Origin of the sequence: Leptospira johnsonii (assembly GCF_003112675.1) — a bacterium.
Lineage (GTDB): Bacteria > Spirochaetota > Leptospiria > Leptospirales > Leptospiraceae > Leptospira_B > Leptospira_B johnsonii.
The window spans coordinates 164,579-190,360 of sequence record NZ_BFAY01000011.1; the positions used below are offsets into that span (position 1 = coordinate 164,579).

Genomic DNA, 25,782 nt, shown 5'->3' on the forward strand with positions numbered 1-25,782 from the left:
CTTACTTTCGTAATTCTGCGGATTTGTTTGCAAACTTTAAATGATTCAAATCCTTAGGTTGGAGAAAATACCATCCCACTAACACTGCAACCAAAGAAACTGCAGAAACGAATATTACCCCGTAACTCGCTTTAGGAGAATCTAATTTAGAAATTTCTCCTTCTTCAGAGCTCATGTAAGCAAGTATTCCTACTTTTACATAATAATATAGCGCTAGTGCGGAGTTTGCAATCCCTCCGATGAGCAACCATCTTGATATCTGATCCGTTCCTTCTGCGATCTTCTGGAATAAGAATAACTTTGCCCAGAAACCGCCTAAAGGAGGAATTCCAGCCAAGGATAAGAAGAAAATGAATAATGCAAAACTTGTCCATGGCCTGGACTTTGCAAGTCCACCAATGGATTCATACGTTACGTGACGATTCCCCTCTTCCAAGAAAGAAAGGACTGCAAATGCTCCCAAACTCATGAAAGAATATACGATCAGATAGAATAAGACTTCTTCTTTTCCGCCTAAGGATATCCCGGCAACAACATAGCCTGCATGAGCGATTGAAGAATATGCCAAAACTCTTTTTAAACTGGTCTGCTTTAAAGCCACGAAGTTTCCGTACGTCATCGACATCAGAGCTAAAATTCCCATCACCCAGGTCCACTCTCCACCGGCAACGGAAATAGGAAATTTAGAAAAGACAACTAATAACAATCCCATCGAAGCGGACTTGGAAGCAGTCGCCATAAATCCAGTAACCGGCGTCAGGGCTCCTTCATAAGCATCAGGTGTCCAAGAATGATATGGGAATAACGCGATCTTAAATGATATCCCGGTTAGTAAAAGTAATAGTCCTATCTTCGTAAAATTGGAATCAAATCCCGAACTCACCAAAGGTTTTAAAGAGTCTTGTAAATGAGTCGTGCCTGATCCTCCGAACAAGAATGCCATTCCGAATAAGAAAAATCCGGTAGAAAAACTTCCCAAAAGAAAATACTTTAAACTAGCTTCTAAAGAATAAACATCGCTTCTGGCCATTCCTACCAAAACATACAAGCATACTGACATCAATTCCAGTCCAACGAAAATGGTAACCGTGTCCGTTCCGGAAGTCATTAGGAACATTCCGACTACTGAAAATAGAAGAAGAGGATAGAACTCGGGAAATTCCATTTTATTTTGTTCTAATACTCTCGGAGAAGCAAGAACTGTGCAGAATGCGGCAACCAGATACAATACTCCAAACCAGAAACCTATAGTGGAGATTTCATAATGTCCTGAAAAATAAGAGCCAACTCCAGGGTTTGAATGAGAAACAAATAGAGAAAAGAATGCGGCGATCAAAACCAACCCGGAAGTGAATCTAACGATCCTAAATTCGAATCCTTGGAAAAAGAACTGCAATCCAAGTAATAAGATCCCTCCTCCGGAAAGAACCAGAATAGGAAGTATAGAAATTAGATCGTTGGAATTTGGAATTAAATTCATTCTTCCGCCTCTTGGGACACTGTCTTTTTACCCGGGATCCCCGTTCCTCGTCCGGAACTGATCCTATCCTCATAACTAGGAGGCTCTACGCCCAAGGTCCTATAATTTATAAATTTCTTTTTGGTGTTTTTCAGAGTACCTTCTTGTTCCAAAAAGGCTCTCTCTTGCAGAGCTTGCTTGGAAGTGAGGTTCAACACTACTCTTGCACTAGGTTTCAAATATTCGAGTAGAATGTTTGGAAAAACCCCTGTTAATATTATAATTCCTGCAACTACCGAGACTATAAACTTCTCCCGTACATTTAAAGGAGACAAACCGGAAGATAGCGAATTCGGCTCACCGAATAGCAAATTCCTTGCAAAATATAACATATACCCTGCAGCAAAGATTACCGCAGATCCTGCTAGGAATCCGTAAAGAAGGCTATATTTGAAAGTTCCGATAAGAACCAAAAATTCTCCTACGAATCCGTTTGTCCCGGGGAGCCCAGCGCTTGCAAACGCAGCCAGACCGATCGCTACGGCCAAGAATGGAGCAGACTTAGCAAGACCGGAATAATCCTTCAATTCATTGGTCCCTGTTCTTTCATGCAAGAATCCTAATATAAAGAAAAGAAGTCCCGAAGTGAACCCGTGATTCACCATCTGGAGCATTCCACCTGCCACACCTTCTTCGGTAAGCGTTAAGATCCCTAAAATACAGAATCCCATATGGGAAAGAGAAGAGAACGCAACTAAACGTTTACTGTTTTTCTGGGTCAGAGCGACCAGCGCTCCGTAAACGATCCCGGCCACTGCGAGAGCAATGAGCAAGTTCCTGTATTCCAAAAATACTTGAGGAAAAAGAGGGATAACCACTCTCACATAAGCGAATAGTCCGATCTTCAACAGGATACCCGCTAAGTCAACGGAACCTACAGTCGGAGCTTCTTCATGAACATCAGGCATCCAAGTATGGAAAGGAAATAAAGGTACCTTGATCGCAAATGCGAAACTAAATCCTATAAATAACCAAAACTTAATATTCCCAGGAATAGAATTCAGGGAAGCCACGGCTAATTCTTCTAGATCGAATGTGTGTGTATAATGATATAAAACCAAAATGCTCGCCAGCATGAAAACGGATCCGGTAAAAGAGAATACCAGATATTTCATTGCGGCCTTGATTCTTCCTTTTTCTCCCCAGATCCCTACCATTAAGGTAAAAGGAAGGACCATCCATTCCCAGAAAACGTAAAATTGGATCAAGTTGACCGAAAGAAATACTCCGATCACACCTGTTTCTACCAAAAGAAGAAGTATAAAAAATTCTCGGACCCTATGCTTTACATTAGAAAAAGCGGATAAAGCTGAAAGAAAGAATAGTAGCGCGGACATCGTAATTAGCAATAAGGAGAATCCGTCTATCGCTATATGATAATCCAATCCTCCCGACTGTAATTGCAGAAAGTTCCAGATGCGATGTGTAGCTTGAAAGCCGCTGTCCCCTTTTAGGAATTCCAAAAACAGAGGGACGGTCATCCCTAAAACTCCGAGAGTCACGATCGAAGACCAGAGCCGTATCCATTTTTCGTTCTTAGAAAAGAATAAGAAAGGGATCCCTAAAACAGGCAAAAATAATAGAATGCTTAAATAGTATTGGGGCACTTAGATTCCCCTCCATAAGAATACGGACAAGATCAAAACAGTCCCTAAGACGATTAGGAAAGCGTAATCTACTACGGTACCCGTCTGCAATCTACGTAGTAATGAGGAGATACCTCCGGAAATTTTTCCGGTTCCGGTCAAAACCCTGTCTATCAAACGTTTCTCTATCACTTCGGATAAAAATTCGGATAAAGCGGAGATCGGCCCAATCAGAACGTTTTTGAAAATTTCATCTATGAAGTATTTGTTTGCAGGGAGAATTCTCCAGCCACTATATGCGGATTCATCTAAAGGCAACTTTTCCTTTTTGCCGAAAAAGAACCAATAGATCCCTACCCCGAGAAGGATCGCTCCTAAAGAAAGTCCGGCCAGTAGGAGTTCCAACTCATGGCTTAAATGATGAACTTCCGTAGGACCCTTTTGCTGAGAAGAATACAATAATCCTTTTGCAAAAACAGGAGAAAAATACTTCTCTAGGAAATCAATTCCGCCTCCTAAGGATTCAGGAACCAATAAATATCCGGAAAACGCAGCGCCGATTGCTAAAATAACCAGTGGCAAAGTCATGGTCCAAGGAGATTCATGAGGATGCACATGATGGGAAACCCGAGATTTACCGGTAAATGCCAAGAACGTTAGGCGGAACATATAGAATGTAGTTAAGAATGCGGTAGCAATTCCCATCCCGAAGAATACAGGATGAAAGTAGAAAGCTTTTTCCAAGATAAGATCTTTAGAGAAAAATCCGCTGAACGGAGGAGCTCCTACAATCGCCAAGGTCCCCAAAAGGAAGGTCAACCAGGTGATCTTCATCTGGGACTTGAGTCCGCCCATTCTTCTCAAATCCTGCTCGTCGGACAATCCATGGATTACGGAACCGGAGCCCAAGAAAAGAAGAGCCTTAAAAAATGCATGTGTCAATAGATGGAAAAGTCCCGCTACATAAGCGCCTGTTCCCATCGCTACGAACATATAACCGAGCTGAGAAACCGTAGAATAAGCTAAAACTTTTTTGATATCGTTTTGGTAAACGCCTATGGTCGCCGCAAAAAATGCGGTGAATGTTCCGATACAAACGATCCAAAAACCTACCTTAGGCACTAAGATAAAAATAAAATTCAATCTTGCGATCAAGAAGAGTCCTGCAGTTACCATGGTAGCCGCGTGGATCAAAGCGGAAACCGGAGTTGGTCCGGCCATCGCATCCGGCAACCAAACATGGAATGGGAATTGAGCAGACTTTCCCATTGCTCCGATAAAAAAGCAGATCGCAACAAAAGGAAGTGCGTTCAGCAAAAACTTTGCCTGTGGCAAAGATTCAGAAATTGTAATAAAGGAGACTGAACCTGCAAGCCAATAGGTCAGAGCAATTCCCCCGATCATCGCCAAGTCAGCGATCCTATTGGTAACGAAAGCCTTGATACTTGCTTGTGCGGCGTTTTCTTTATGAGTATCGAACCCGATCAGAAGATAAGAACAAAGCCCAACACCTTCCCAACCGAAAAATAGAACCACCAGGTTTTCCGCTAAAACCAAATGGAGCATGAAGAAGACGAATAGGTTCAGATAAGAAAAAAATCTACCGATCCCGGGATTTCCTTTCATGTATCCGATTGAGTAGAGATGGATCAAACTTCCGATCCCGGTAATGATCAATGCCATGAACAGAGAAAGCTGATCCACTTGGTATGCAAGATCCGCTTTAAAATTCCCGACTTCTACCCAATTGAATAGGGTAACGATCTGTGCATCCTGTCTTTCTAAAGGATGGAATTGTACATATGCGAATACGCTAGCTCCGAAGGAAACAAAAGACAATAAAGTCCCGATCGGACCAGAAAGATCCTTCCAATATCTTCCGAACAATGCGTTTAATACGGATCCAAGAAGAGGAGAAAAAACTAAAACCGGTATAAGGATTTCCCAACTCATCGAATTACCATTTCATTAAATTCATTTCGTCTACGAAACTTGTCTTTTTCTTTCTATGAATTGCGACCACTAAGGCCAAACCGATCGCCGCTTCCACTGCTGCGATTGCCATCACGAAAAACACCACCACTTCTCCCTGAACCTGATGAAGTGATTTGGAAAAAACAACAAATACTAAATTTACAGAGTTTAACATGAGCTCTATACTCATGAAGATGATGACTGCGCTTCTTCTGAACAGAACCCCGGCGACGCCGATAGAAAAAACGATACAGGCAAGGATCAGCAAATATTCCACGGGGATCCCCGCGAGAGTTGGTTTCAGAATTCCCGGATTCATTGTTCCCCTTCTTCTGTTTTTTTACCTAAATTCTTTTTTCCTAATATAACCGCACCAAGCACGGCAGCCAAAAGTAGAATGGAAACTATTTCAAAAGGAAGAAGATAATCCAAGAACATGGAACTTCCGACCACAGCGGTATTTCCTTCTGCGATCACACCTGCCTTACCTTCTTCCGATTCGGACAAGGTATACTCGTAAGATCCAGAAGCCGAATATCCGTTAGGAGTAGCATCTGTGTTTGGGATACCTTCCTTCACGGAATGAATAAGCACAATTGCAAGTAATACCGTTACCGAAAGGACCAAAACTTTTTTGAGCGGGTGGTTCCAAAGTTTTGCGGCCCCTTCATCATGCAAAGATAGAAGCATTAGAACGAAAACCACAAGCACCATAATCGCCCCTGCATAGACCAAGATCTGCATGGTGGCCACAAAAACGGAACCGATCACAGCGTAGATTCCGGCTAACGCAAAAAAAGAAAGCACGAGTAAAACTGCGGAACTAATCGCGTTCGGATGAAAAACCACACCAAGAGCGCCGGCAATCAATACTCCGCTAAAAATAAAAAAGAGCAGAAGCTGAGGATTATCAAATATTCCTACCATTTCCAGAAACCGTCCAAACCAACGTAAACGCTTGCGACTATTATATTCGCCACTGCCCAAGGGATCATTTTTTTCCAGCCGATCGTCATAAGCTGATCGTACCTGAACCTAGGCAACGTCCACCTCACCCACATGAACAAAAATGCGAAGAACAACACTTTTACGATAAAAAACCCGAGTCCTACCCAGGCCTTCCAAATAGATCCGTCCAACAAACCGAAAGGAAGATGGTATCCACCAAAAAACAGGATAGTTACCACACAACTCATGGTGATCATATTCATGTATTCCGCAATGAAGAATAACGCAAATTTGAATGCACCGTATTCCGTATGAAATCCAACCACCAATTCGGATTCTGCTTCCGCCAAATCGAAAGGAAGTCGATTTGTTTCCGCAAACATTGCCACTACAAAAACGGAAAATGCGATAAAGCCCGGAAGTTTGAAAATATTCCACAGACCGATCTGAGCATCGTTGATATCAGTGAGTCTTAAGGATCCGGTCAGGATCACGATAGCCGCCACAGAAAGCCCCAAAGGCAATTCATAGCTGATCATTTGCGCAGTGGAACGGATCCCACCGATCAAAGAATATTTGTTATTACTGGACCAACCCGCAAGAATGATCCCATAAACCGAAAGACTCGAGATCGCAAACAAGAACAAGATCCCTGTATCTGGATTCGCAATCTGTAGGTCTAAATACGGAGAACCGATCTCTTTCGCAAGCCACTCCGGCAAAAGAACAGTTCCACCCAAAGGGATCACAGCCCAAGCCATGATCGCACAGGTCATAGAGATCGCAGGTGCGATCAGATACATGACCTTATTCACGTTCTTAGGAAAAATCTCTTCCTTGGTTAAGAACTTGATCCCGTCCGCTAAAGGTTGCAATAAGCCAAGCGGGCCCGCACGGTTTGGGCCCTTTCTGTCCTGGATAAATCCGGCTACTTTACGTTCTGCTAATGTATAATACGCACAAGCAGTGATGAACACTAAGAAAAAAAGCGCACTTTTTAATAACCAGAGTAGAACAATATTCCAATCCATGGTTCAGGCTCCGGTCCCCGCAGATACTTCTTCTTCTTTGTCTGCTTTGTCTTTTAATCTGGCTTCGAATTCATGTTTGAACTTTAAGATAGTAGGCCTGACCGCTCCAACACATGCATCGGAAAGTGGACAAATAGTAGTTCCACCTTCCATATTCCTAGCTAAGGAGAGGATAAGATCCAAGTCTGCGCTTGTGCCTTCCCCTTCTCTGATCTTATATAGAAGATCTCTCACCCAATGTGTCCCTTCTCTACAAGGAGTACATTGTCCACAGGATTCATGAGCGTAGAATCTTGCAAACCGATACGTTGTCTCCACCAGATCCGTGCCTTCTCCGATCACGATCACCGCTCCGGAACCAAGCATTGTTTTATGAGCCGCCATAGATTCGAAATCCATGTTTGCGGTTTTACATTCTTCTGCAGTTAAGATCGGAACGGAAGAACCGCCTGGGATCACCGCTTTTAACGGCATATCGTCCAGCATTCCACCGCAAAGATCATTAATTAATTCTAATAGAGGAGTTCCTAATTCTATCTCGTATACTCCTGGTCTTTTCACATGACCGGAAACTGAGAATAAACGAGTGCCCGGGGATTTTTCAGTCCCGATCTTAGAATACCAATCCGCACCCTTGTCCAAGATATGAGGCACAGTGGAAAAAGTTTCCACGTTATTCACCACAGTCGGGCAACGATACAATCCGGAAACCGCAGGAAATGGAGGTTTTAATCTAGGATGGCCCCTACGACCTTCCAAAGAATTGATAAGAGCGGTTTCTTCTCCGCAGATATAAGCACCTGCACCTGCATATAATACCAGATCAAAATCAAATCCGCTGCCTAGGATGTTTTTGCCTAGATATCCTTTTGCATAAGCCTCATCGATAGCCTTCTGCATGGAGTCGATCCCCTTATTGAACTCTCCGCGGATATAAAAAAATCCTTTATTGGCGCCGATGGCTTTTGCACCGATCACCATCCCCTCAATGATCTGGTGGGGAAGATTCTCTATCAGTTTACGATCTTTGAATGTTCCAGGTTCTCCCTCGTCCGCATTGCAGATCAAATATTTGGGTTTAGGAATATCCTTAGGAATAAAGGACCATTTAAGTCCTGTGGGAAAACCTGCTCCCCCTCTTCCTCTTAAACCTGATTTTTTGACGATCTCTATGATTTCATCCGGAGCCAGGCCCAGAGCTTTTTTCATCCCGTCATAGCCATGCACAGACTCGTAAAATTCCAATTCGTTCGAGCGAGGATCATCTATAAATTTAGTGAGGATTTTCATTTCTGCCATAACGTTTACCCTTAGGTCAAACCCCTTAGGATCTCATCCATTTTTTCGAACGTTAGATTTTCATAATATGCATCGTTGATCTGGACCATAGGAGCGTATCCGCAGGCTCCCAGACATTCCACTTCTTCCAAAGTGAATTTTTTATCGGGAGTAGTTTCTCCCAATTCTACCCCTAAACGAGAGCAGAGATGTTTTTCGAGTTTATCATTTCCTCTCATATAACAAGAAGAAGTTCCACAGATCTGGATATGATACTTGCCCACGGGCTTTTTATTGTATAAGGTATAAAACGTCGCGACACCGTATATTTGAGCAAGAGAGATCGGTGAGCCTATCTTCTCCGCAAGTGCTTCCATTCCTTCTCTGTCCACAAACCCTTGTTCTTTTTGTAGGAGGTACAACCCAGGAAGGATCACACTTCTTTTATCCGGGAACATCTCCAATAATTTGTTTAATCTGGAAACGGATTCGGAAGAAAATTGATAACTCATCAGCAGTCCAACTCCCCTGCGATCACATTCATGGAGCTCATGGTAGCAACCGTATCTGCAAGAAGTGAACCTTTTACTAATTCAGGAAAGGATTGATAAAACCAGAAACATGGCCTACGTACATGCACTCTCCAAGGAGACTTCTCCCCTTCGGAAACGATATAAAATCCGAGTTCGCCGTTTGCTGCCTCGGTTGCCATATAATATTCTCCCTTAGGGACCTTGATCCCGTGCATGATCAATTTGAAATGGTAGATCAACTCTTCCATATTATTATAAACCTTGCTCTTATCAGGAAGATAGATATGAGGAATGTCGGCATGATGAGCCCCAGTTGGAAGACCGTTGATCAGCTGTTCCACAATACGAAGAGATTGTCTCATCTCCTCCATACGCACGAGCGTCCTATGAAAAACGGAACCATCCTCTCCGACAGGAATATCGAAATCCACCTTATCATAGAACATATAAGGATCGTCCTTACGGATATCCCAAGGAACTCCCGCAGCCCTCAAGTTCGGTCCGGAATAGCCGTAAGAGATCGCATTTTCAGCGGAAATCCCTCCCACACCTTCCGTTCTATCCATAAAAATTCTATTATTTACTAATAAAGACTGGAACTCTTCGATCGCAGGACGAAGACCCTTGATGATGGTCTTCACATCCTTCTCGAATTCAGGATAAATATCTTTTTCGAGCCCGCCCACTCTGCAGAATGTAGTGGTAAGTCTTGCGCCTGTAAGTTTTTCCAAGACCTGATAGATATTCTCTCTATGATGAAATAAATGCAACATCCCGGAGAATGCGCCAAGATCCACACCTAAAATACCGTTGCAGATAATATGGTCCATGACCCTGGAAAGTTCGGAGACGATCATTCGAACGTAAGTCACCTTGTCCGGAACTTCTATCTCGAGCATTTTTTCTACAGTTAGGATCCATCCGATATTATTCAAAGGAGTGGATACGTAATTCATCCTGTCGGTGCAGACTAAGAACTGATTATAAGTATAACGTTCTCCTAATTTTTCAAAACTGCGATGCACGTAACCGATCACAGATTCTGCATCCACTACTCTTTCACCGTCCAGTTGGATCACATTTTGTAAAATACCGTGAGTAGAAGGGTGAGAAGGCCCCAGATTCACGAGTAGATGTCCTTCCGGGAGTTTTTTCTGTTTAAGGCTGAAATGTTCCGCGGTTTTTTCGTACATCGCCGTCATATTCAAGCCTCCATATCTTCGTTCAGGTGGATGGTAAGAAGGTCCTCTATCAGATAATCCTGACCGAAACCTTCCAAAGGATAATCTTTTCTTAATGGATGACCCTGGAAATTATCAGGCATAATGAGACGATCCATTCTAGGATGGCCTGCAAAACGGATCCCGAATAGATCGTAAACTTCTCTCTCCGGCCAGTTCGCACCTTTGAAAATACCTATGATGCTCGGAACTTCTTCGTCTTCTTCTAGAGCGACCCGAAACTGTACTCTTGTAGAGGATTTGTTTCCGGAGCGGAGAAGGTAGCAGACTTCGAATCTAGGAGTTTTTTTGCCCAACCAATCGATCGCGGTCAGATCATTCAGATAATTTAGTTCAATCCCAGGCTCAGTTTTTAAAGCGGAAAGAACAGGAACAATTCCTTCCGGCTTTAAGAAGAATGTAGGAAGATTTGTGAGTATTTCTTCTTCCTTGGAAATAAAATGAGAAAATTTGTCTTTTAGGAAACTCTGGATTGTTTCTTTCATCGGACGACCAGGGGTTTGTTTCTTTCGTTCATTTCCCGGATCTTATCCATTACTTCCTGTCTTCTGGCTTCTAACCCTTGGGTTTTTACTTTTTCCTGGAGTTTTATCACAGCGTCCAAAAGCGCTTCTGGTCGAGGAGGACAACCTGGAACATAGAGGTCCACAGGAAGTATCCTATCTATCCCTTGTAAAACAGAGTAAGCATGGAACATTCCACCTGAAGAAGCACAGGCACCGTAGCTGATCACAAACTTTGGCTCGGCCAATTGATCGTAAATTTCACGAAGCACCGGAGCCATTTTATAAGTGATTGTCCCAAGAACCAGGATCATGTCGGCCTGTCTAGGAGAGAAAGAAGGTCTTTCTGCTCCGAACCTAGCGATATCATAATCCGCACAGGAAGTACTCATGTATTCAATTCCACAACATGCGGTTGCAAAAGGATAAGGCCATAAAGAGTAACTTCTTCCCCAATTGATGACTGAGTCGACAGTCGCAATTTGGAAGGAATCTCCGTAAGACGATCCGGGTTGAGCGAGTTGTTCGTTTAATCCCATTCTAAGGCCCCCTTCTTCCGAATATAATACAGTCCAACCACAAGGGTGAAAATAAAAACAAACATCTCTATCAGAAGAAAATTACCTAGTCCCGCCTCTTTGAATGATTTTAAATTCACGGCGTAAGGAAAAAGGAAGATCGCTTCAATATCGAAAAGTATAAACAGAACTGCGACCAGGTAAAACTTGATATTGAACAATCCCTTTGCATCCCCATAGTATGGAACCCCGCACTCAAAAGTGTCCTGAGGTTTGGATTTTTTTTTGGGGTTTAGAAGGAAGGCGAGTCCGAGTATAAGAGCGGAGAACCCTACTCCTAAGAGGAATTGAATCAGCAGGGGGCCTAGATGGTCCGGCGAACTTCCCATATCTAACTTCTATCAAACTCCCATACTCGCCTATGTCAATCTAAAATCCCAAATGGGCCCTTTGCAAGAGGTCGGAAGACCGGATTCTATCATTTTCTAATTTTACAATTTCCCTTTTTTGGAAATGAGAATGTCTTTCAATACCGCGGTTAGAGACACAGAGTTTTTACCGTAAAAACAGAACGACTGTTCTATGTTGCAAAAAGAACTTTAAGTTTTTCTAAAGTAATTCACCTTCACAGGGAGGCACAGCGATTATTTTCGCACAGAGACACTAAGGCACGGAGGGGAAGTTCTTGAAATTGCTCCACATATCTCTGCGGCTCTGTGCCTCTGTGCGGAACATTTTCTCTGCGTCTCTCTTTTTCCTCCCCTCTTTGTGTAAAAACTTTGTATACCGAACAGAACAGTCGTTCTAGTTTTACCCAAAAAGTTGGTGACAAAACTATTTAAGGAATTAGGGTATTGGACATATAGATCCAGCATCGGCAGGAACAAAATCAAATGGCTAAACTCGTACTCTCCAGCTTCGCAGAACTACAGGCTTACGAAGGAAAAGAACTAGGCGTATCCGACGCTCACGAAATCACCCAGGCACAGATCGATACTTTCGCAAACGCAACCCTGGACCACCAATGGATCCATACGGATCCAGCAAGAGCAGCTAAAGAGTCCCCTTTCGGGACGACGATCGCTCACGGTTATCTTACACTATCTATGGCCCCTTATCTCTTAAGCCAGATCTTAGAATTACGAAACATCAAGATGGGGATCAACTATGGGATGGAAAAACTCCGATTTTTAGATCCCGTCAAGGTAGGTTCCAAACTCAAACTTAGGGCTGAATTGGTGGAATTGAAGGACCTGAGAGGGACTGCAAGAATGACCTTAAAACTTAGCTTCGAAGTAGAAGGCGCGGCAAAACCTGCTGCTATCGGCGAAGTGATCTATCTTTACCAATTCGCTTGATCGGCAAGGCATTCTAAGATGAATCCTCGTACGATCATTTATCTGATTTCTAGGATCAGGGACGAATTCCACAGAAGATTGAATTCGGAACTGAAGGACAAGGGACTGGGCCAATTGACTACTACTCATGCGGATATTCTATTCGCATTGGCCATGTCCAAAAGGGTTCCGATGCAGGATATCGCTCGGATGATAGACAGAGATAAGTCTACTCTGACAGCACTTGTGGACAAACTACAAGATTTAGGCTATGTGGAAAGGGTCAGAGACACCCAAGACCAAAGAGTAGTCAATCTGCAACTCACCCGCAAGGCTTATTCTATTCGTCCTGTGATGCTTGGGATCTCTAGATCTTTACTCGCAGGCCTTTATAAAGGTTTTACCGAGCCGGAGAAGAAAGATCTAGTCCGACTTTTGGATAAACTTTATAAAAATCTAAAGTAGCTTTTCTTACAACCCGGTTAGGAATTCGGTCTCAATACTTTTGAGAACTGCTTCTTCTTCCGGGTTTTTGATCCCCTTTTCTCCTTTTTGTCTGCGACCAGGAGTCCAAGGACGGATCATTTTCCTGTAATTATGGAGCAATTTTCCTATCTTCTCCTTCTCCGCTTCTTTTAATTTTCTGAAATCAGGCACAAGAAGTGAATTTAGATCACCCGGTTCTACTTTTCGTAGTCCTTGGGCGTATTCCCTTGTTCTAGATTCCAATTCTTTGCGGACATGTGGAGTGATCAGATAAGCAAATATATATTCTTCGAAATGTGTATACTCCGGTTTTGCGGAAAACCCGTGAAAGCAGGTGAGATGCACTGCGGGACTTTGGTTGAATACAAATCTTACTTCTTCCCTATGAAAAGAAGTAGCTAAGATCCTACAAGGTCCTCTGTTTTCCTGAGAATGCCAAGGTTTTCTTTTAGAAGGAAGAAAACGTTTAGGCACGCCTCGTTTTATTCCTTCTTCCAGATATTTGTTAATACCTTCTTCTTCCTCGTTGTTTGGAACGTCTTTCGCATCTAGAAGCCAAACCTTGGCTCCTTGTGATTTCAAAGTGTTCCAATCATCTCCGGTAAAAAAAGGAGAAAGCGCGTATTGAGCTTTTGGAATAGAAGATCTAAGATAGTTTTTAGGAATAGATAAGTTCGAAGCGTCCTTTTCCGATAAAAGAAAATATCCGTTGTCCCCTGTCGCGATTCCTCTCCTAAAACTTCCGAATTCCTTAATAGGGACCCATCCTTGACGAATATCTTCGGACATAGTCACATAATTATTGTTAGGTGAATTTTTATCATCATTTTTTATGTTTTGTATCGGTTCCGAGTCGTCGCTCAATAATCTAGTCCACTTTGCCTCTGCATCTGGACGGATTTTTCTCCAAACCATCTCGGAAAGCTCTATACTTTCTCCTTTAATGAATGATGAGGTCCTAGACCAAAGAAAACCTTCTTCGCTCGTTCTTGAATTTTCCAAGAATAGTATACAGGAAGAAGTTACTGCTCCTGTGAACAAGGACCAGGAAGAATCTAAGATAAGTATACGGCGAAGATATCCGGATTGAATGATCGCTTTTTTTATCGGGACTCCGTATCCTGCATTCAAGAATTCGTAAGGCACAAGTATGGAAGCCCTTCCTCCAGGTCCTAAAAGTCTTAGTATACGGAGTAAGAAGAACACATATAGATTCGCAGTGCCGGGAATCTCCTCGTTGATGTCCTCCGCGAATTGTCTGATCAGTTTTTTTCCATGTTTGGAATGGCTTAGGCGAAGATAAGGAGGATTACAGAGTATAATATCGTAATTTTCTTTTTTTTCGTTTTGTAAGAAGTCCCCTAAGACCAAATGAAAACGATTTTTGGATATCCCAGCTCTTTCCAGGTTTTGTATACACTTCTCATGTAGGATTGGATCGATCTCCCAACCGTGAAATTCACTATCTAAATTTGGAAAATGATCCTGGAATTTTTGGAAAAAAATTCCTTCTCCCGTTCCTGGATCCAATATCTTAAGTTTTTTACCTTCTAAGACAGCTTTGGTTTCGGAAACCCATTCCAACATAGGTCCTACTAAGTCAGAAGGCGTGAAGAACTGACCTAAGGCTTTCTCTTTGGTTTTAGGATCCGATTTTTCTCGGTGAGAATCAACTGTGTCTTCGCACGGTACGATCATGAAAGAAATTTTCGCCTATATAACGTTGATATGACGACGGATCTACATGACAACCTTACAATTGTTAGAGGTTTTTAGAAAAAAGTATCGTACATCGAAAAGCGGCTTAGGTATACTCTAAAAAAACTGTATACTAAGAGATTTTGTATTATTGTGTCTTTGAGGAAAGTTTTTCGACTAAAATTCGCTCTATTTCATCTAGATGATATTCTTTTGACAGATCTAAAGCCGTCTTACCTTGGTTATCTGCGAGCGAAAGATCGGATCCAAGTTGGATCAATTTCTGAGCTGCAGAAACATTTTTTCTCTGGATAGCTTCCATAAGAGGAGTCTTTCCTTCTGCATCTCTATGATTTAGATTGGTCCCGGCCTTAGCCAAAACATCCAAAATTTTCAGGTCGGTTTGTTTGGATTCTGTAGCATAATGAAATGCATTTCTTGCTCCGATCTGGTGAGTCCCATTAGGAGTGTGAACGTCTTTCAATCTGCTAGTGAACACCGCTTTGGAACCGTTCGCTAACAAATATTCTGCAATCGCCAAATTAGAAGGAGAAGAAGCGCCTCCCACAGCTAAGAAAAGAGGATATTCTTCAATTCCACCCGGATCATGATTTGGATTGGCTCCGTTCTCAATCAAAAATTTTACTAAAACAAGACTTTGGTTCCGGATCGCCATATTGAGAAGGGAAACCGGTTTTTGGTCCTCGCCTTTTCTAGCAGTGTATTCTACCAATGCACCTGACTCTATTAGGCGTTTTGCCTCGGCCAGATCGTCCATATCAGGAATTTTTACTTTTAAGATAGGGAGTAAACGATAGAATAATACGGAATTCCCGTCCACATCCTGAGCATTTATATTTGCTCCGTGTTTGATGAGGAACTCGACTACGTCCTCACCTTCTGCGAGCATGATCGCAGTGCGGCCTTCATCATCCTTGGCGTCCACTGTGGCACCCTGGTTGAGCAGTAATTCTACCTTGCGAAGATCCCCTTCTTTTACCGCGGATAAAAACTGTTTGTCCAGCTCGGTATCGGCTTCGATAGCCAAACTGAAGACGAAAACGAGCACAGCCCAGCTTCCGCGTCTAAGTTTGCCGTATTTTGCCAATAAATCCATTATTCCGATCACCGATATTTACCCATCCTGATTTTAGCTGCGATTCTATAAATGAAAATTCCCTTCGGCAGGGGAATATCCTTGACCCTAGTGGGCCAAGCTTTATGCCTCTCTCCCTTAGAGCATTTTATTCGGGAAATGGTTCCCGGGATTATTTCCTGGATTCCCCCTTCGACCGAGTCCTAAATCCCTTGTGGCGGAAGAATATGAGCAGTACAAAATTCCAATTCGATTCTTATGATACTATCGGTCTTGCTGATTTGATCCGAAAGAAGAAGATCCAGCCCAAGGACTTATTAGATTTTTCTGAAACTAAGATAAATAGATTTAATCCGGAACTGAACGCGGTTGTCTTGAACACGATCGACAAGGCAAGGGAAGAGCTGAGATCGGGCAAAATACCTAAGGGCCCTTTTTACGGAGTTCCCCTTCTTCTTAAAGATCTGCTGCATCATGTGAAGGGACAAAAGATCACTTCCGGATCTAAGGCTTACCAAAATTACGCTCCATCCGATGATAGCGTTTTTGTTTCCAGACTTAGGAAGGCTGGTTTTCTTTTTATAGGTACTACGAATGTTCCCGAGTTCGCTTTAATGGGAATCACAGAGCCTAAGTTCCACGGACCGACTCGAAATCCTTGGGATCCGGAAAGAACTCCTGGTGGTTCTAGTGGTGGCGCAGGATCGGCAGTCGCATCCGGTATGAGTTCCATCGCAACGGGTTCGGACGGAGGAGGATCCATCCGGATACCAGCAGCTTATTGCGGACTATTCGGATTAAAACCAAGTAGAGGAAGAGTTCCAGTTCGTCCTTATGGAAGAGTTTGGCAAGGAGCTTCTCAAGATCATGTTCTTACTAAATCAGTAAGAGACAGCGCTGCAGTTTTGGATCTAGTCTCAGGCGTCGGAATAGAAGAAGCATTCTCCCTTGAGAAAAATAAAACTTCTTATCTATCCGAAGCGAAAAAGTCCCCGGGAAAATTAAAGATCGCATATTCTTTCGCTTCTCCCATCGGAACTCCAGTCAATCAAGATCACATTGATGCATTACACGACACAGTAAAACTCCTAAAATCTTTGGGTCATAAATTAGAAGAAAGTTCACCTCTAATCGATGGAAAACGTTTAGCAAAAGCTTACGTGACCATGTATTTCGGTGAAGTCGCTTCCGAGATCTCCCGTTTGGATAAGGTTTTAGGAAGAAAAGCAAAGATGGGAGATGTGGAATCCACCACTTGGATCTTAGGGCTCTTAGGACGATCTATATCGGCTGGAGACTTCGTATCTGCAATCCGCTATTGGGACGAAGCCGCCTATATCTCGGAATCTTTTTTAGAAAATTATGATCTATATCTGACCCCGACTACTGCAGAACCTCCTGCCAAGATCGGGGAACTTGCACCCAAACTATATGAAGAAATTGCAATGCAGATCATAGGAAGAATAGGAACAGGCAAATTACTTTTGGCCAGCGGCATGGTGGACCAACTCGTAGAAAAAAATCTTTCGAGGACTCCGTTTACACAGCTCGCAAATCTTACGGGACAACCTTCTATGTCCGTTCCGCTTTCCAGAACGACTCTTGGTCTACCGATAGGGATGTTATTCACTTCCAAAAGAGGAAGAGAAGATGTACTTTTCCGACTCGCGGGACAATTGGAAAAAGAAAGACCCTGGGCAGATATTAAGAGAACTTAAGATTTTTTAAGACAATTCACTTTACAAATAGGATCAAAAAACTATCTAATTACTATGCCTTTCAGCGCGGACGAATTCAAAAATTCACTTTCTCATTTTGCATCCGGAGTAACTGTGGTGACCTTTTCAGACACTACTAGAGCGGGGGGATTGACAGTTAGCAGTTTCAGCTCGCTCTCTTTGGATCCACCTTTGGTGCTTTTTAATCTCCAAAAGAATATAGCAAGCCACGACCCATTGCTCGCCTCCGGTCTATTCACTGTAAATATACTATCTTCTGACCAACAGGAACTTTCCAACCAATTTGCATCTGGCAAAATAGACAAACATGAACTGATCCAAAAACTAGCCTGCGATCTAGGGCATAACGGAGCACCTTTCTTGAACGGCACATTGGCCCGGATAGAATGTGAACTGGAAAAACAAGTGGATGGAGGAGATCATACCATAGTGATCGGAAGAGTTCTATTCGCCATATCCGACGACTCTAAAAGACCTCTTCTGTATTACCGTAGGAACTACTACAATATCTGAACGTTAAGAAAAGGATTTCCGCCCTAAAATAGTTTTCAGTGGGGGCCAAGTCAGAAAAACTGGTCCCGTAATGGAAAAAGAATCCGTCTCCCTCCAAGACGCTCTCGAACACGGTCTTACCTCAGAAGAATTTAGCAAAATCCAGGAAATCCTAGGCAGAATACCTAACTCCACAGAACTCGGAATCTTCTCCGCAATGTGGTCGGAACATTGCTCTTATAAAAATTCTATCCTCCAATTAAAAACTCTTCCCACAAAGTCTGATAAACTTTTGGCCCAGGCAGGAGAAGAGAATGCCGGAGCTATGGACATTGGCCAAGGACTGGCCGTTGTTTTCAAAATAGAAAGTCATAATCACCCTACCGCAGTGGAACCATACCAAGGTGCAGCCACAGGAGTGGGTGGGATCATGAGAGATATTTTTACAATGGGAGCAAGACCCATTGTATCTTTGAACTCTCTTAGGTTTGGTAACCCTGACGAGCCAAGAAACAAATACTTATTATCCAGAGCTGTCAAAGGGATCGGAGACTACGGAAACTCTTTAGGTATTGCTGTCTCCGGCGGAGAACTATTCATAGACGAATGTTTTTCCAAGAACCCTTTAGTAAACGCGATGACTGTCGGTATTGTCAGACATGACCAGATGGCAAGCGCTACTACCGGAGGAAAGGTGGGTAACGCAGTATTCATCGTCGGTTCCACCACAGGTAGAGACGGGATCCATGGTGCATCCTTTGCTTCCAAGGATCTGACTAAAGAATCGGAGTCAAAACGTTCCGCTGTCCAAGTGGGAGATCCATTTATGGAAAAACTACTGATGGAAGCATCCTTAGAAGCTATCCAGAAAAAACTTTTAGTAGGTATCCAAGACATGGGTGCTGCGGGCATTTCCTGCGCAACATCCGAGATGAGCGCTAAAGGAAAATCCGGAATGAAGATCAATTTGGATCTGGTTCCTTTCCGTGAGACCGGAATGAACGCTTACGAAGCAATGCTTTCCGAAAGCCAGGAAAGAATGTTGGTAATCCCACAAAAAGGGAAAGAAGAAGAACTGGTTTCTATATTCAAAAAATGGAATCTAAACGCGGTTCAGATCGGAGAAGTTACCGACACGGGTCTATTAGAAGTTTATAAAGATGGAAATCTAAAAGCTAAGATCCCTGCGGATACTTTAGTTCTAGGTGGAGGCGCACCTAGATACGTAAGGGAAACAAAACGTCCTGCGTATTTGGACCAGATCTCCTCTTGGACTCCGGATTCAACTCCTGATCTGCAAGAAAGCGAAGCTGGCAAGAAGTTACTTAAATTATTAAATTCTTGGAATATCTCATCCCGAAAACCAATCATAGAACAATATGATACAGAAGTCGGTCTAGTCAAACTGATCGGACCAGGTGCAGACGGGGGATTATCCGCAATTCCTGATACAGATATGGCATTGGCCACTGCAACTGATTGTAATTCCAGATTCACCTATTTGGATCCATACTGGGGAGCAGCGCTCGCAGTCTGCGAAGCCGCAAGAAACGTAGCAGTCACAGGCGCAGAACCGCTCGGAGTGACCAATAACTTAAACTTTGCAAATCCATATATTCCGGAAAACTATTATATGTTTTCCGAATGTGTCCGAGGAATGGGAGACGCTTGTAGATTTTTAGGACTTCCTGTCACAGGAGGGAATGTCTCCTTCTATAACGAATCACCGGAAGGACCGATCTTCCCTACTCCGACCATCGGCATGGTGGGAATTCTGGACAAACAGAAAGACGCAGTCTGGGGCGCTCCTAAAAAAGCAGGACTTTCCTTGGCTCTTATTGGCAAATTCAACCCAAGCCTGGGTGGAAGCGAATACCAAAAAACTTTCTTAGGCAAGGTGGAAGGCCAGATCCCCAAATTCGATCTTGCAGAAGAAAAATCCTTATTAGAAGTTTTAGTCTCTTTGAGAAAGAACGGAAGCCTGTCCTTTGCTAAGGATCTTTCCTTAGGTGGGATCGGAGTTGCACTTGCAAAAATCGTAATACTCTCCGGGCTCGGGATCAAGGCAGATCTGAGTGCGATCAAACAATCCAGAAAAGATCTTACACTTTTCGGAGAAAGTGCAAGTTCCGTTTTAATCGGCTATGAAAAAGGAAAAGAAGAAAGTATCAAAACATTAGTTACCTCCAAGGGCCTGGATTTCCATTCCGTCGGAACCGTCGAAGCGGATCCCAAACTCCAGATTGAAGGATACGGAATTTCCGTCTCTTCGAACGAACTAAAACCGGTATATGAATCCGGTTTAGAGGAAATATTCAAATGAGAACCATCCAGAAAATCGGTATCGCCTACTTAATTCTTTGCGCAGCTTTTATTATTTCAGACTGCAGACGTCCTGCTTCTGAAATTTTAAACGAGGCTTCTAAAAACCCAAACTCGGTAGAAAAATTGGATTTGGGTCTTGGCAAATTAGGGAATGTTCCTCCGGCACTATTCAATTTTCCGAACTTGAAATGGCTGGATCTAAGAATGAATGAGCTTACTTCCCTTCCTGAAAATGCCGGAGATTGGAGTAATTTAGAACATTTGAATATTTATGGGAACGATATAGAAAAACTTCCCGCGTCCGTTTCTAAACTATCAAAACTCAAATTTTTTTTCGCAGGAAATAACGATTTTGAAGGAATTCCTTCCGAGCTGACTGGAACTTCTATCCAAGCCATCTATTTAGATTCCAACAAGATAGAATTCAAAGAATCCGATATAGATATAGTGATGGGATTTCCGAAACTAGAAGTTTTGGATCTGGCAAGGAACAGAAAGATCGCAGGATTCCCTAAAAACTTCGGTTTTTTAGCCAGCCATCCTAAATTAAGACTACTGATCTTAAAAGAGACAGGATTAAAACCTTCTCAAATAGAATCCGCAAGAAAACTTCTCCCTAAAGTGAAGATAGAATTTTAATCCATGAAAGAAGAAGATAAGAAGAATCCATATTCAAATACCGTAATATTACCTCAGACGGATTTTCCAATGAAGGCGGGGCTTTCTACCAGAGAGCCTGACCAGATAAAAACCTGGCAATCCGAAAAAATACTGCGTAAGATGCAGGAGAAAAGAAAGGATCGTCCCCAGTTCATTCTTCATGACGGACCTCCTTATGCAAACGGTAACTTTCATACAGGACACGCACTTAATAAGATCTTAAAGGACATGATCGTTAAGTCCAAATTTTTTGCAGGTTACCAAACGGATATGATCCCTGGTTGGGACTGTCATGGTCTTCCTATCGAAGTGCAGGTGCTTAAGGATCTGGGTAAAAAAGCCAGAGAGATCGGCCCAGAAGAATTAAGAAAACTTTGTAGAGAATACGCAGAACAATGGGTTCAAAAACAAGGACAGGACCTTTCTCGTTTCTTATGTTTTTGGGAAGAAGGTAAGATCTACAAAACGATGAGCCCCGATTTCGAGGCAAAAATCGTAGAAGTTTTCGGAGATCTATTCGAAAAAGGTTATGTATATAGAGGCAAAAAACCGGTTTATTGGTGTATAGAACTTGCGACCGCTCACGCAGAAGCGGAGATAGAATATTATCCACATAGATCTCCATCCATCTATGTAAAATTCCCGATCAAAGGACAGACCGGAAAATTCTGTCTGATATGGACCACTACTCCTTGGACTCTTCCTGCAAACCTAGCAATCAGCTTTAATCCTAAGTTCGCATATTCATTTTATGCAACCCCTAACGGAGAAGAATTACTCATTGCAGATGGACTAAAAGAAGCTGTAGAAAAAGCTGCAGAAGTCCAACTCACCAAAAAAGAATCAGTTTCCAAGGAAGCTCTTTCTAAAATGATATTCCGTCATCCTTTCTTAGATCAGGATTCTATCCCTCTTTTTGGAGAACATGTGACTCTGGATGCGGGAACTGGAGCAGTTCACACTGCACCTGGCCATGGACAAGACGACTATAAGATCGGCTTGGCCGCAGGTTTAGAACCTTATTCTCCTGTAGATGATTACGGTAGATATACGGACGAATTCCCGATGATGAAAGGGATCAAGGTCTGGGACGCAAATCCTAAGATCGTGGAACTTCTCAGAGAAAAAAATCTATTACTTCATTATTCAGAATTTGAACACAGTTATCCTCATAGTTGGAGAAGTAAGAAGCCGCTAATCTTCCGCGCAACTCCACAATGGTTTTTCCAAATGGATTACAAAGAACTTAGGGAAAAATCTCTTGAGGCGATCGACAAAGTAAGCTGGATACCTAACTGGGGAATCACCAGGATCCGTTCCATGGTAGAGACTAGACCTGACTGGTGTCTTTCCAGACAAAGAAACTGGGGAGTTCCAATCCCTGCATTCACTTGCGAAAATTGTAATGAAACCCATCTAGATGCAAAATCCGTAAAATTCTTCACCGATCTTGTGAGAACTAAAGGAATAGAGATCTGGTATAGTGAACCTGCGGATTCACTTCTTCCTCCCGGAACAAAATGTTCCAAATGCGGATCTTCTTCTTTTAGAAAAGGAAAAGATATCCTGGATGTTTGGTTCGATTCGGGAGTTTCGAATTTTGCAGTATTAAAAGAAAGAGCCAACGAACCTCCTGCGGATCTATATTTAGAAGGTTCCGACCAACATAGGGGTTGGTTCCAATCCAGTCTGTGGCCTTCTATGGCATTGCGCGGAATTCCTCCATACAAATCCGTCCTTACTCACGGATATGTCTTGGACGAACAAGGAAGAGCCATGTCCAAGTCTTTGGGCAATGGAATAGATCCTACCACAGATATCATTAACGTATACGGCGCAGATATACTCAGGCTTTGGGTAAGCTCCCAGGACTTCAGAGACGATGTAAGGGTCGGAAAAGACGGACTCAAGATCATCGCCGATAATTACAGAAAGATCCGAAATACATTCAGATACCTTTTAGGAAATTTGGCAGGACATTCTTCGGACCAAAACCTAAACGTTTCCGATCTGGAAGAAGTGGACAAATACTATCTATCCAAATTGTCGCAACTTACGGAAGAACTGAAAAATCATTACGAGAATTATCAGTTCCACCAAGTATACCAAAAACTTTTATTATTCTGCACAGTAACTCTTTCCCAAGATTATTTCGAAATGATCAGGGATAGAATGTACTGCGATCGCAGGGATTCCAAAACAAGAAGATCTTCCTGCACGGCACTTCAAATCATATTAGAAACTCTTTGTATATTCTCCGCCCCTATCTTAAGCTTCACCTCAGAAGAAGTTTGGAAAGAGAATGGAAGAAAGGAATCCATATTTACGGAAGAATTCCCGGACCTTTCTTCTTTAAGAAATACGGAACTGGAAACTAAGTTCGAAGTTGTATTGGCAGTAAGAGAAACGGTTCACAAATCCCTGGAGTTAGCAAGACAGGCGGGTAAATTAGGAAAGTCCTTAGAAGCCGCAGTCGAGATCTCTTCCAAAGTGGAGAATAAACTCCAAAAAGATTTTTCCTTACAGACTCTGGAGCTGATCTTTACAGTTTCTCAAGTAGGTTTTGAAAAATCGGATAGAGAACAACTATCGGAATATTCTGACGAACATTTCTTTGTTCGAGTGGTAAAACCGAAAGAAGAAGAATGTCCTCGCTGCTGGAGACATCCAGCGGAAGAAAGAACAAACGGTCTATGTAAACGTTGTGCCGCGGCCGTCTAAGGCCGCAGGAACACCGTAGATTCGAACTTCTTTATTTACGATTTCCTAATATTTGTAATAGCTGCATTTGGATCTGTTGGATCTCTGTCAACCTTCTCCATTGGTTTTTGAGAATATGATCTATCTTTTCATGCAGATGTCGGATCTCTAATTCCGCTTTTAAATTCACCTTATAATCCAATTCTGAGCGGGCCCTATCTTTGGATTCTTGTCGATTTTGGCTCATCATAATGATCGGAGCTTGGATAGCCGCCAAAGTGGATAATACTAAATTTAATAATATGAATGGATAAGGATCGAATCTTAAAGAAGAAGAAAAAATTATATTGGTGCCGATCCAGGTAGCCATAACGGAACCGAATAAAATGATAAAAGTCCAACTCCCTCCGAATTCGGCTACCCTATCCGCAATTCTTTGGCCGATACTCAAACCCGACTGGAAGGTTCGGTTAATATCTTCCGAAATCAGATCCTGATTTTCCAAACTGTTTTTTACTTCTTCTTCCAAAGAACTCAATTCCGAGGTTTCTGTTTGGATCATCCCCTGAATATATTTCATCGTTGCTAGATTCAATTCGGTGAGTGAGACCATATTACTACCGGATTGGTATCTAGGATCTTTTTGGATCAATTCCAAAATCTCTGGATTGATATATTCGAAAGAGATTAGGTCTTTAGTATCGGTGATAGAAGGATTTAAACAGCAGTATTCCGAGCTCATACTGGAATTTTGCAAAAAGCTAAGCCAACTTCAAGCTTAATTCTCAAATAGAAACCGGTTCAAGGCATATTCAGACCGGGAAAGAGTAAAAAGAATATTTCTAATTTATAATATTCTTCGAAACTTAAGGCCTATCGTTCTCGTCGGTGAGTTTGACAGGCTGGTACTGTTTTCTGGGAGTGAACTTGTATTTGCTCGGATTTTTCAGATCGAACACAACCCATTTACGTAATGGAAGTCCGTCTATCTGTCCGAAGTCCACATTCTCCCCTTCCGCAATCTCGGTCCCGTCATAGCCATGAGCAAGCCTGATCTTTTCGATCCGAGTCCAGCGGCTAAAATCCAGGGCAGCTTCCCTATCTACAAGCTCACGTTTGATACGACCGAATAGAATATTGATCTTACCTTCTCCCGCCCAAAGAACACAGCTTGTAACCTCGTCGAAAGAGATCACAGATTGTGTATCATCATATTTGGAAATGATAAGAAGAAGTTTGTCATTCGGGAGGTTTTTTAGAGTATAAGGCAGATCCCTTGCAAGTAGATCCAATTCATGGTCGGAAAATACGAAATCCGAAAAGTAACCAACGGAAGAACGTTTAGAATATCTTAAATTTCCAAAATAGTCCTTAATTTTGGCCTGATCCAATTGGATAGGATGTTCCAATTTGACATCTTCGTTCTTGGAAGTTTTATCAAATTCCGGTAGATCGGAAACATCTATGGTGAAAAAGCCCATGCCCTCGGAGCGGAACATCCGGTCCTTGAAAAAATAAGGATAACATCCGGAGAAACTAAACGCTAAAAAAAGGATCAAGGAAGTACGAAGAGCTTTTCCCTTCATAAGATCTAAAAGTGAAAAATTCATTACAGGACTCTTGCCGAATTGATTCATCTATTTGTTGGAACTTTTTAGAAGAGTTTCCGGTTCATTCTACCGCCAGAAATTCCCGAAAGTCGGGGTATTTCTCCAAAAATTCTTCGATGGTGTACAGATTTACAATTCTATCTAGACCGGAAAGCCTAAAAACGGAATGAAGGGACTTATTTAGCCCGAATATATTCACTGTTCCCTTATGGTCACGGATCTGATTTCGGACTTTGATTATAATGCCTATCCCGGAAGAGTCGATAAACTTTACGAGACCCAAATGAAAGCTGACCACAGGGGGGTATCCCTCCCGAACACTCTCCTCGAACTCGAGGTAAAAGTCCCGGGAATTATCCATCAAGATATCCTCCTGGACTGAAAGTACCAGGTGATTTTCTCGAGCGAGACTTTTAAGAATCATGGGAAAATAACAGGCCCAGGAATTCGGAGTATGTCAAGAAATAAGTATCTTTGTTGATTTATTTCGCCAGAAAGCCAAGATACA

The 25,782-nt window shown here is 42.5% G+C and carries 24 protein-coding genes; 7 read left to right on the plus strand and 17 right to left on the minus strand.

Annotation, left to right across the window (positions count from 1 at the left end; translation table 11 throughout):
• Position 1: 1 nt before the first annotated feature.
• Genes LPTSP_RS09580 through LPTSP_RS09635 form a run of 12 tightly spaced genes read right to left on the minus strand, consistent with a single transcriptional unit; the run spans position 2 to position 11,520 of the window.
• Complete coding sequence (locus LPTSP_RS09580) at positions 2 to 1,480, minus strand: NADH-quinone oxidoreductase subunit N (protein ID WP_108928574.1); 1,479 nt, start codon at positions 1,478 to 1,480, stop codon at positions 2 to 4.
• Positions 1,477 to 3,126, minus strand: a complete 1,650-nt coding sequence (locus LPTSP_RS09585; RefSeq protein WP_108928575.1) for a complex I subunit 4 family protein — start codon at positions 3,124 to 3,126, stop codon at positions 1,477 to 1,479. Before LPTSP_RS09585 ends, LPTSP_RS09580 begins: the two co-directional genes overlap by 4 nt.
• Positions 3,127 to 5,058: an NADH-quinone oxidoreductase subunit L gene (nuoL, locus tag LPTSP_RS09590; protein ID WP_108928576.1), complete on the minus strand. Its 1,932-nt coding sequence runs from the start codon at positions 5,056 to 5,058 to the stop codon at positions 3,127 to 3,129.
• A 4-nt stretch (positions 5,059 to 5,062) separates the two neighbouring features.
• Entirely contained in the window at positions 5,063 to 5,398 is a 336-nt protein-coding gene (nuoK, locus tag LPTSP_RS09595; RefSeq protein WP_425324605.1) for an NADH-quinone oxidoreductase subunit NuoK, read from the minus strand.
• Positions 5,395 to 6,006 carry an NADH-quinone oxidoreductase subunit J gene (locus tag LPTSP_RS09600; protein WP_108928577.1) on the minus strand — a complete coding sequence of 204 codons (612 nt, stop codon included), beginning with the start codon at positions 6,004 to 6,006 and terminating at the stop codon, positions 5,395 to 5,397. Before LPTSP_RS09600 ends, nuoK begins: the two co-directional genes overlap by 4 nt.
• Complete coding sequence (gene nuoH / locus LPTSP_RS09605) at positions 6,000 to 7,058, minus strand: NADH-quinone oxidoreductase subunit NuoH (protein ID WP_108928578.1); 1,059 nt, start codon at positions 7,056 to 7,058, stop codon at positions 6,000 to 6,002. Before nuoH ends, LPTSP_RS09600 begins: the two co-directional genes overlap by 7 nt.
• A gap of 3 nt (positions 7,059 to 7,061) precedes the next feature.
• Positions 7,062 to 8,357 carry an NADH-quinone oxidoreductase subunit NuoF gene (gene nuoF, locus LPTSP_RS09610; RefSeq protein ID WP_108928579.1) on the minus strand — a complete coding sequence of 432 codons (1,296 nt, stop codon included), beginning with the start codon at positions 8,355 to 8,357 and terminating at the stop codon, positions 7,062 to 7,064.
• An 11-nt stretch (positions 8,358 to 8,368) separates the two neighbouring features.
• The gene (locus LPTSP_RS09615; RefSeq protein ID WP_108928580.1) at positions 8,369 to 8,848 is read right to left on the minus strand and encodes an NADH-quinone oxidoreductase subunit NuoE family protein; all 480 of its coding nucleotides are present in this window, start codon (positions 8,846 to 8,848) and stop codon (positions 8,369 to 8,371) included.
• Entirely contained in the window at positions 8,848 to 10,062 is a 1,215-nt protein-coding gene (locus LPTSP_RS09620) for an NADH-quinone oxidoreductase subunit D (RefSeq protein WP_108929863.1), read from the minus strand. Before LPTSP_RS09620 ends, LPTSP_RS09615 begins: the two co-directional genes overlap by 1 nt.
• An 11-nt stretch (positions 10,063 to 10,073) precedes the next feature.
• Positions 10,074 to 10,595, minus strand: coding sequence for an NADH-quinone oxidoreductase subunit C (locus LPTSP_RS09625; protein ID WP_108928581.1), 522 nt, complete (start codon positions 10,593 to 10,595; stop codon positions 10,074 to 10,076).
• Positions 10,592 to 11,152 carry an NADH-quinone oxidoreductase subunit B gene (locus LPTSP_RS09630; protein WP_020768877.1) on the minus strand — a complete coding sequence of 187 codons (561 nt, stop codon included), beginning with the start codon at positions 11,150 to 11,152 and terminating at the stop codon, positions 10,592 to 10,594. The genes LPTSP_RS09625 and LPTSP_RS09630 overlap by 4 nt, the downstream gene beginning before the upstream one ends.
• Positions 11,143 to 11,520: an NADH-quinone oxidoreductase subunit A gene (locus tag LPTSP_RS09635; protein WP_108928582.1), complete on the minus strand. Its 378-nt coding sequence runs from the start codon at positions 11,518 to 11,520 to the stop codon at positions 11,143 to 11,145. The genes LPTSP_RS09630 and LPTSP_RS09635 overlap by 10 nt, the downstream gene beginning before the upstream one ends.
• Before the next feature lie 504 nt (positions 11,521 to 12,024).
• Here LPTSP_RS09635 and LPTSP_RS09640 point away from each other — a divergent pair.
• Positions 12,025 to 12,489, plus strand: a complete 465-nt coding sequence (locus LPTSP_RS09640; protein ID WP_008594866.1) for a MaoC family dehydratase — start codon at positions 12,025 to 12,027, stop codon at positions 12,487 to 12,489.
• Between the two features lie 18 nt (positions 12,490 to 12,507).
• Positions 12,508 to 12,933 (plus strand): MarR family winged helix-turn-helix transcriptional regulator, encoded by a 426-nt coding sequence (locus tag LPTSP_RS09645; protein ID WP_008594860.1) that lies wholly within the window; start codon positions 12,508 to 12,510, stop codon positions 12,931 to 12,933.
• Between the two features lie 6 nt (positions 12,934 to 12,939).
• On the opposite strand, the gene LPTSP_RS09650 is transcribed toward LPTSP_RS09645, so the two are convergent.
• Both LPTSP_RS09650 and LPTSP_RS09655 read right to left on the minus strand, forming a co-directional pair.
• A complete protein-coding gene (locus LPTSP_RS09650; RefSeq protein WP_108928583.1) occupies positions 12,940 to 14,652 on the minus strand; it encodes an HsdM family class I SAM-dependent methyltransferase in 1,713 nt (570 codons plus the stop codon).
• Between the two features lie 148 nt (positions 14,653 to 14,800).
• Complete coding sequence (locus LPTSP_RS09655; RefSeq protein ID WP_108928584.1) at positions 14,801 to 15,769, minus strand: ankyrin repeat domain-containing protein; 969 nt, start codon at positions 15,767 to 15,769, stop codon at positions 14,801 to 14,803.
• 206 nt (positions 15,770 to 15,975) lie between these two features.
• Here LPTSP_RS09655 and LPTSP_RS09660 point away from each other — a divergent pair, with 206 nt between their 5' ends.
• The 5 genes from LPTSP_RS09660 to ileS all read left to right on the plus strand — a co-directional run bounded on the left by LPTSP_RS09660 (position 15,976) and on the right by ileS (position 23,685).
• Complete coding sequence (locus LPTSP_RS09660) at positions 15,976 to 17,466, plus strand: amidase (protein WP_174704453.1); 1,491 nt, start codon at positions 15,976 to 15,978, stop codon at positions 17,464 to 17,466.
• A 54-nt stretch (positions 17,467 to 17,520) separates the two neighbouring features.
• On the plus strand, positions 17,521 to 18,000 hold the full coding sequence (locus tag LPTSP_RS09665) for a flavin reductase family protein (protein WP_108928586.1): 480 nt from the start codon (positions 17,521 to 17,523) through the stop codon (positions 17,998 to 18,000).
• A 70-nt stretch (positions 18,001 to 18,070) separates the two neighbouring features.
• Positions 18,071 to 20,302 carry a phosphoribosylformylglycinamidine synthase subunit PurL gene (purL, locus tag LPTSP_RS09670; RefSeq protein WP_108928587.1) on the plus strand — a complete coding sequence of 744 codons (2,232 nt, stop codon included), beginning with the start codon at positions 18,071 to 18,073 and terminating at the stop codon, positions 20,300 to 20,302.
• Complete coding sequence (locus tag LPTSP_RS09675) at positions 20,299 to 20,943, plus strand: leucine-rich repeat domain-containing protein (protein ID WP_108928588.1); 645 nt, start codon at positions 20,299 to 20,301, stop codon at positions 20,941 to 20,943. The genes purL and LPTSP_RS09675 overlap by 4 nt, the downstream gene beginning before the upstream one ends.
• Before the next feature lie 3 nt (positions 20,944 to 20,946).
• The gene (gene ileS / locus LPTSP_RS09680) at positions 20,947 to 23,685 is read left to right on the plus strand and encodes an isoleucine--tRNA ligase (RefSeq protein WP_108928589.1); all 2,739 of its coding nucleotides are present in this window, start codon (positions 20,947 to 20,949) and stop codon (positions 23,683 to 23,685) included.
• A 31-nt stretch (positions 23,686 to 23,716) separates the two neighbouring features.
• Here the strand turns inward: ileS and LPTSP_RS09685 are convergent, their stop codons facing one another.
• The 3 genes from LPTSP_RS09685 to LPTSP_RS09695 all read right to left on the minus strand — a co-directional run bounded on the left by LPTSP_RS09685 (position 23,717) and on the right by LPTSP_RS09695 (position 25,698).
• The gene (locus tag LPTSP_RS09685; protein WP_108928590.1) at positions 23,717 to 24,406 is read right to left on the minus strand and encodes a DUF1003 domain-containing protein; all 690 of its coding nucleotides are present in this window, start codon (positions 24,404 to 24,406) and stop codon (positions 23,717 to 23,719) included.
• 124 nt (positions 24,407 to 24,530) lie between these two features.
• The gene (locus tag LPTSP_RS09690; protein WP_108929864.1) at positions 24,531 to 25,274 is read right to left on the minus strand and encodes an LA_1326/LA_4305 family lipoprotein; all 744 of its coding nucleotides are present in this window, start codon (positions 25,272 to 25,274) and stop codon (positions 24,531 to 24,533) included.
• 61 nt (positions 25,275 to 25,335) lie between these two features.
• Positions 25,336 to 25,698, minus strand: coding sequence for an STAS domain-containing protein (locus tag LPTSP_RS09695; RefSeq protein WP_108928591.1), 363 nt, complete (start codon positions 25,696 to 25,698; stop codon positions 25,336 to 25,338).
• Positions 25,699 to 25,782: the final 84 nt, after the last annotated feature.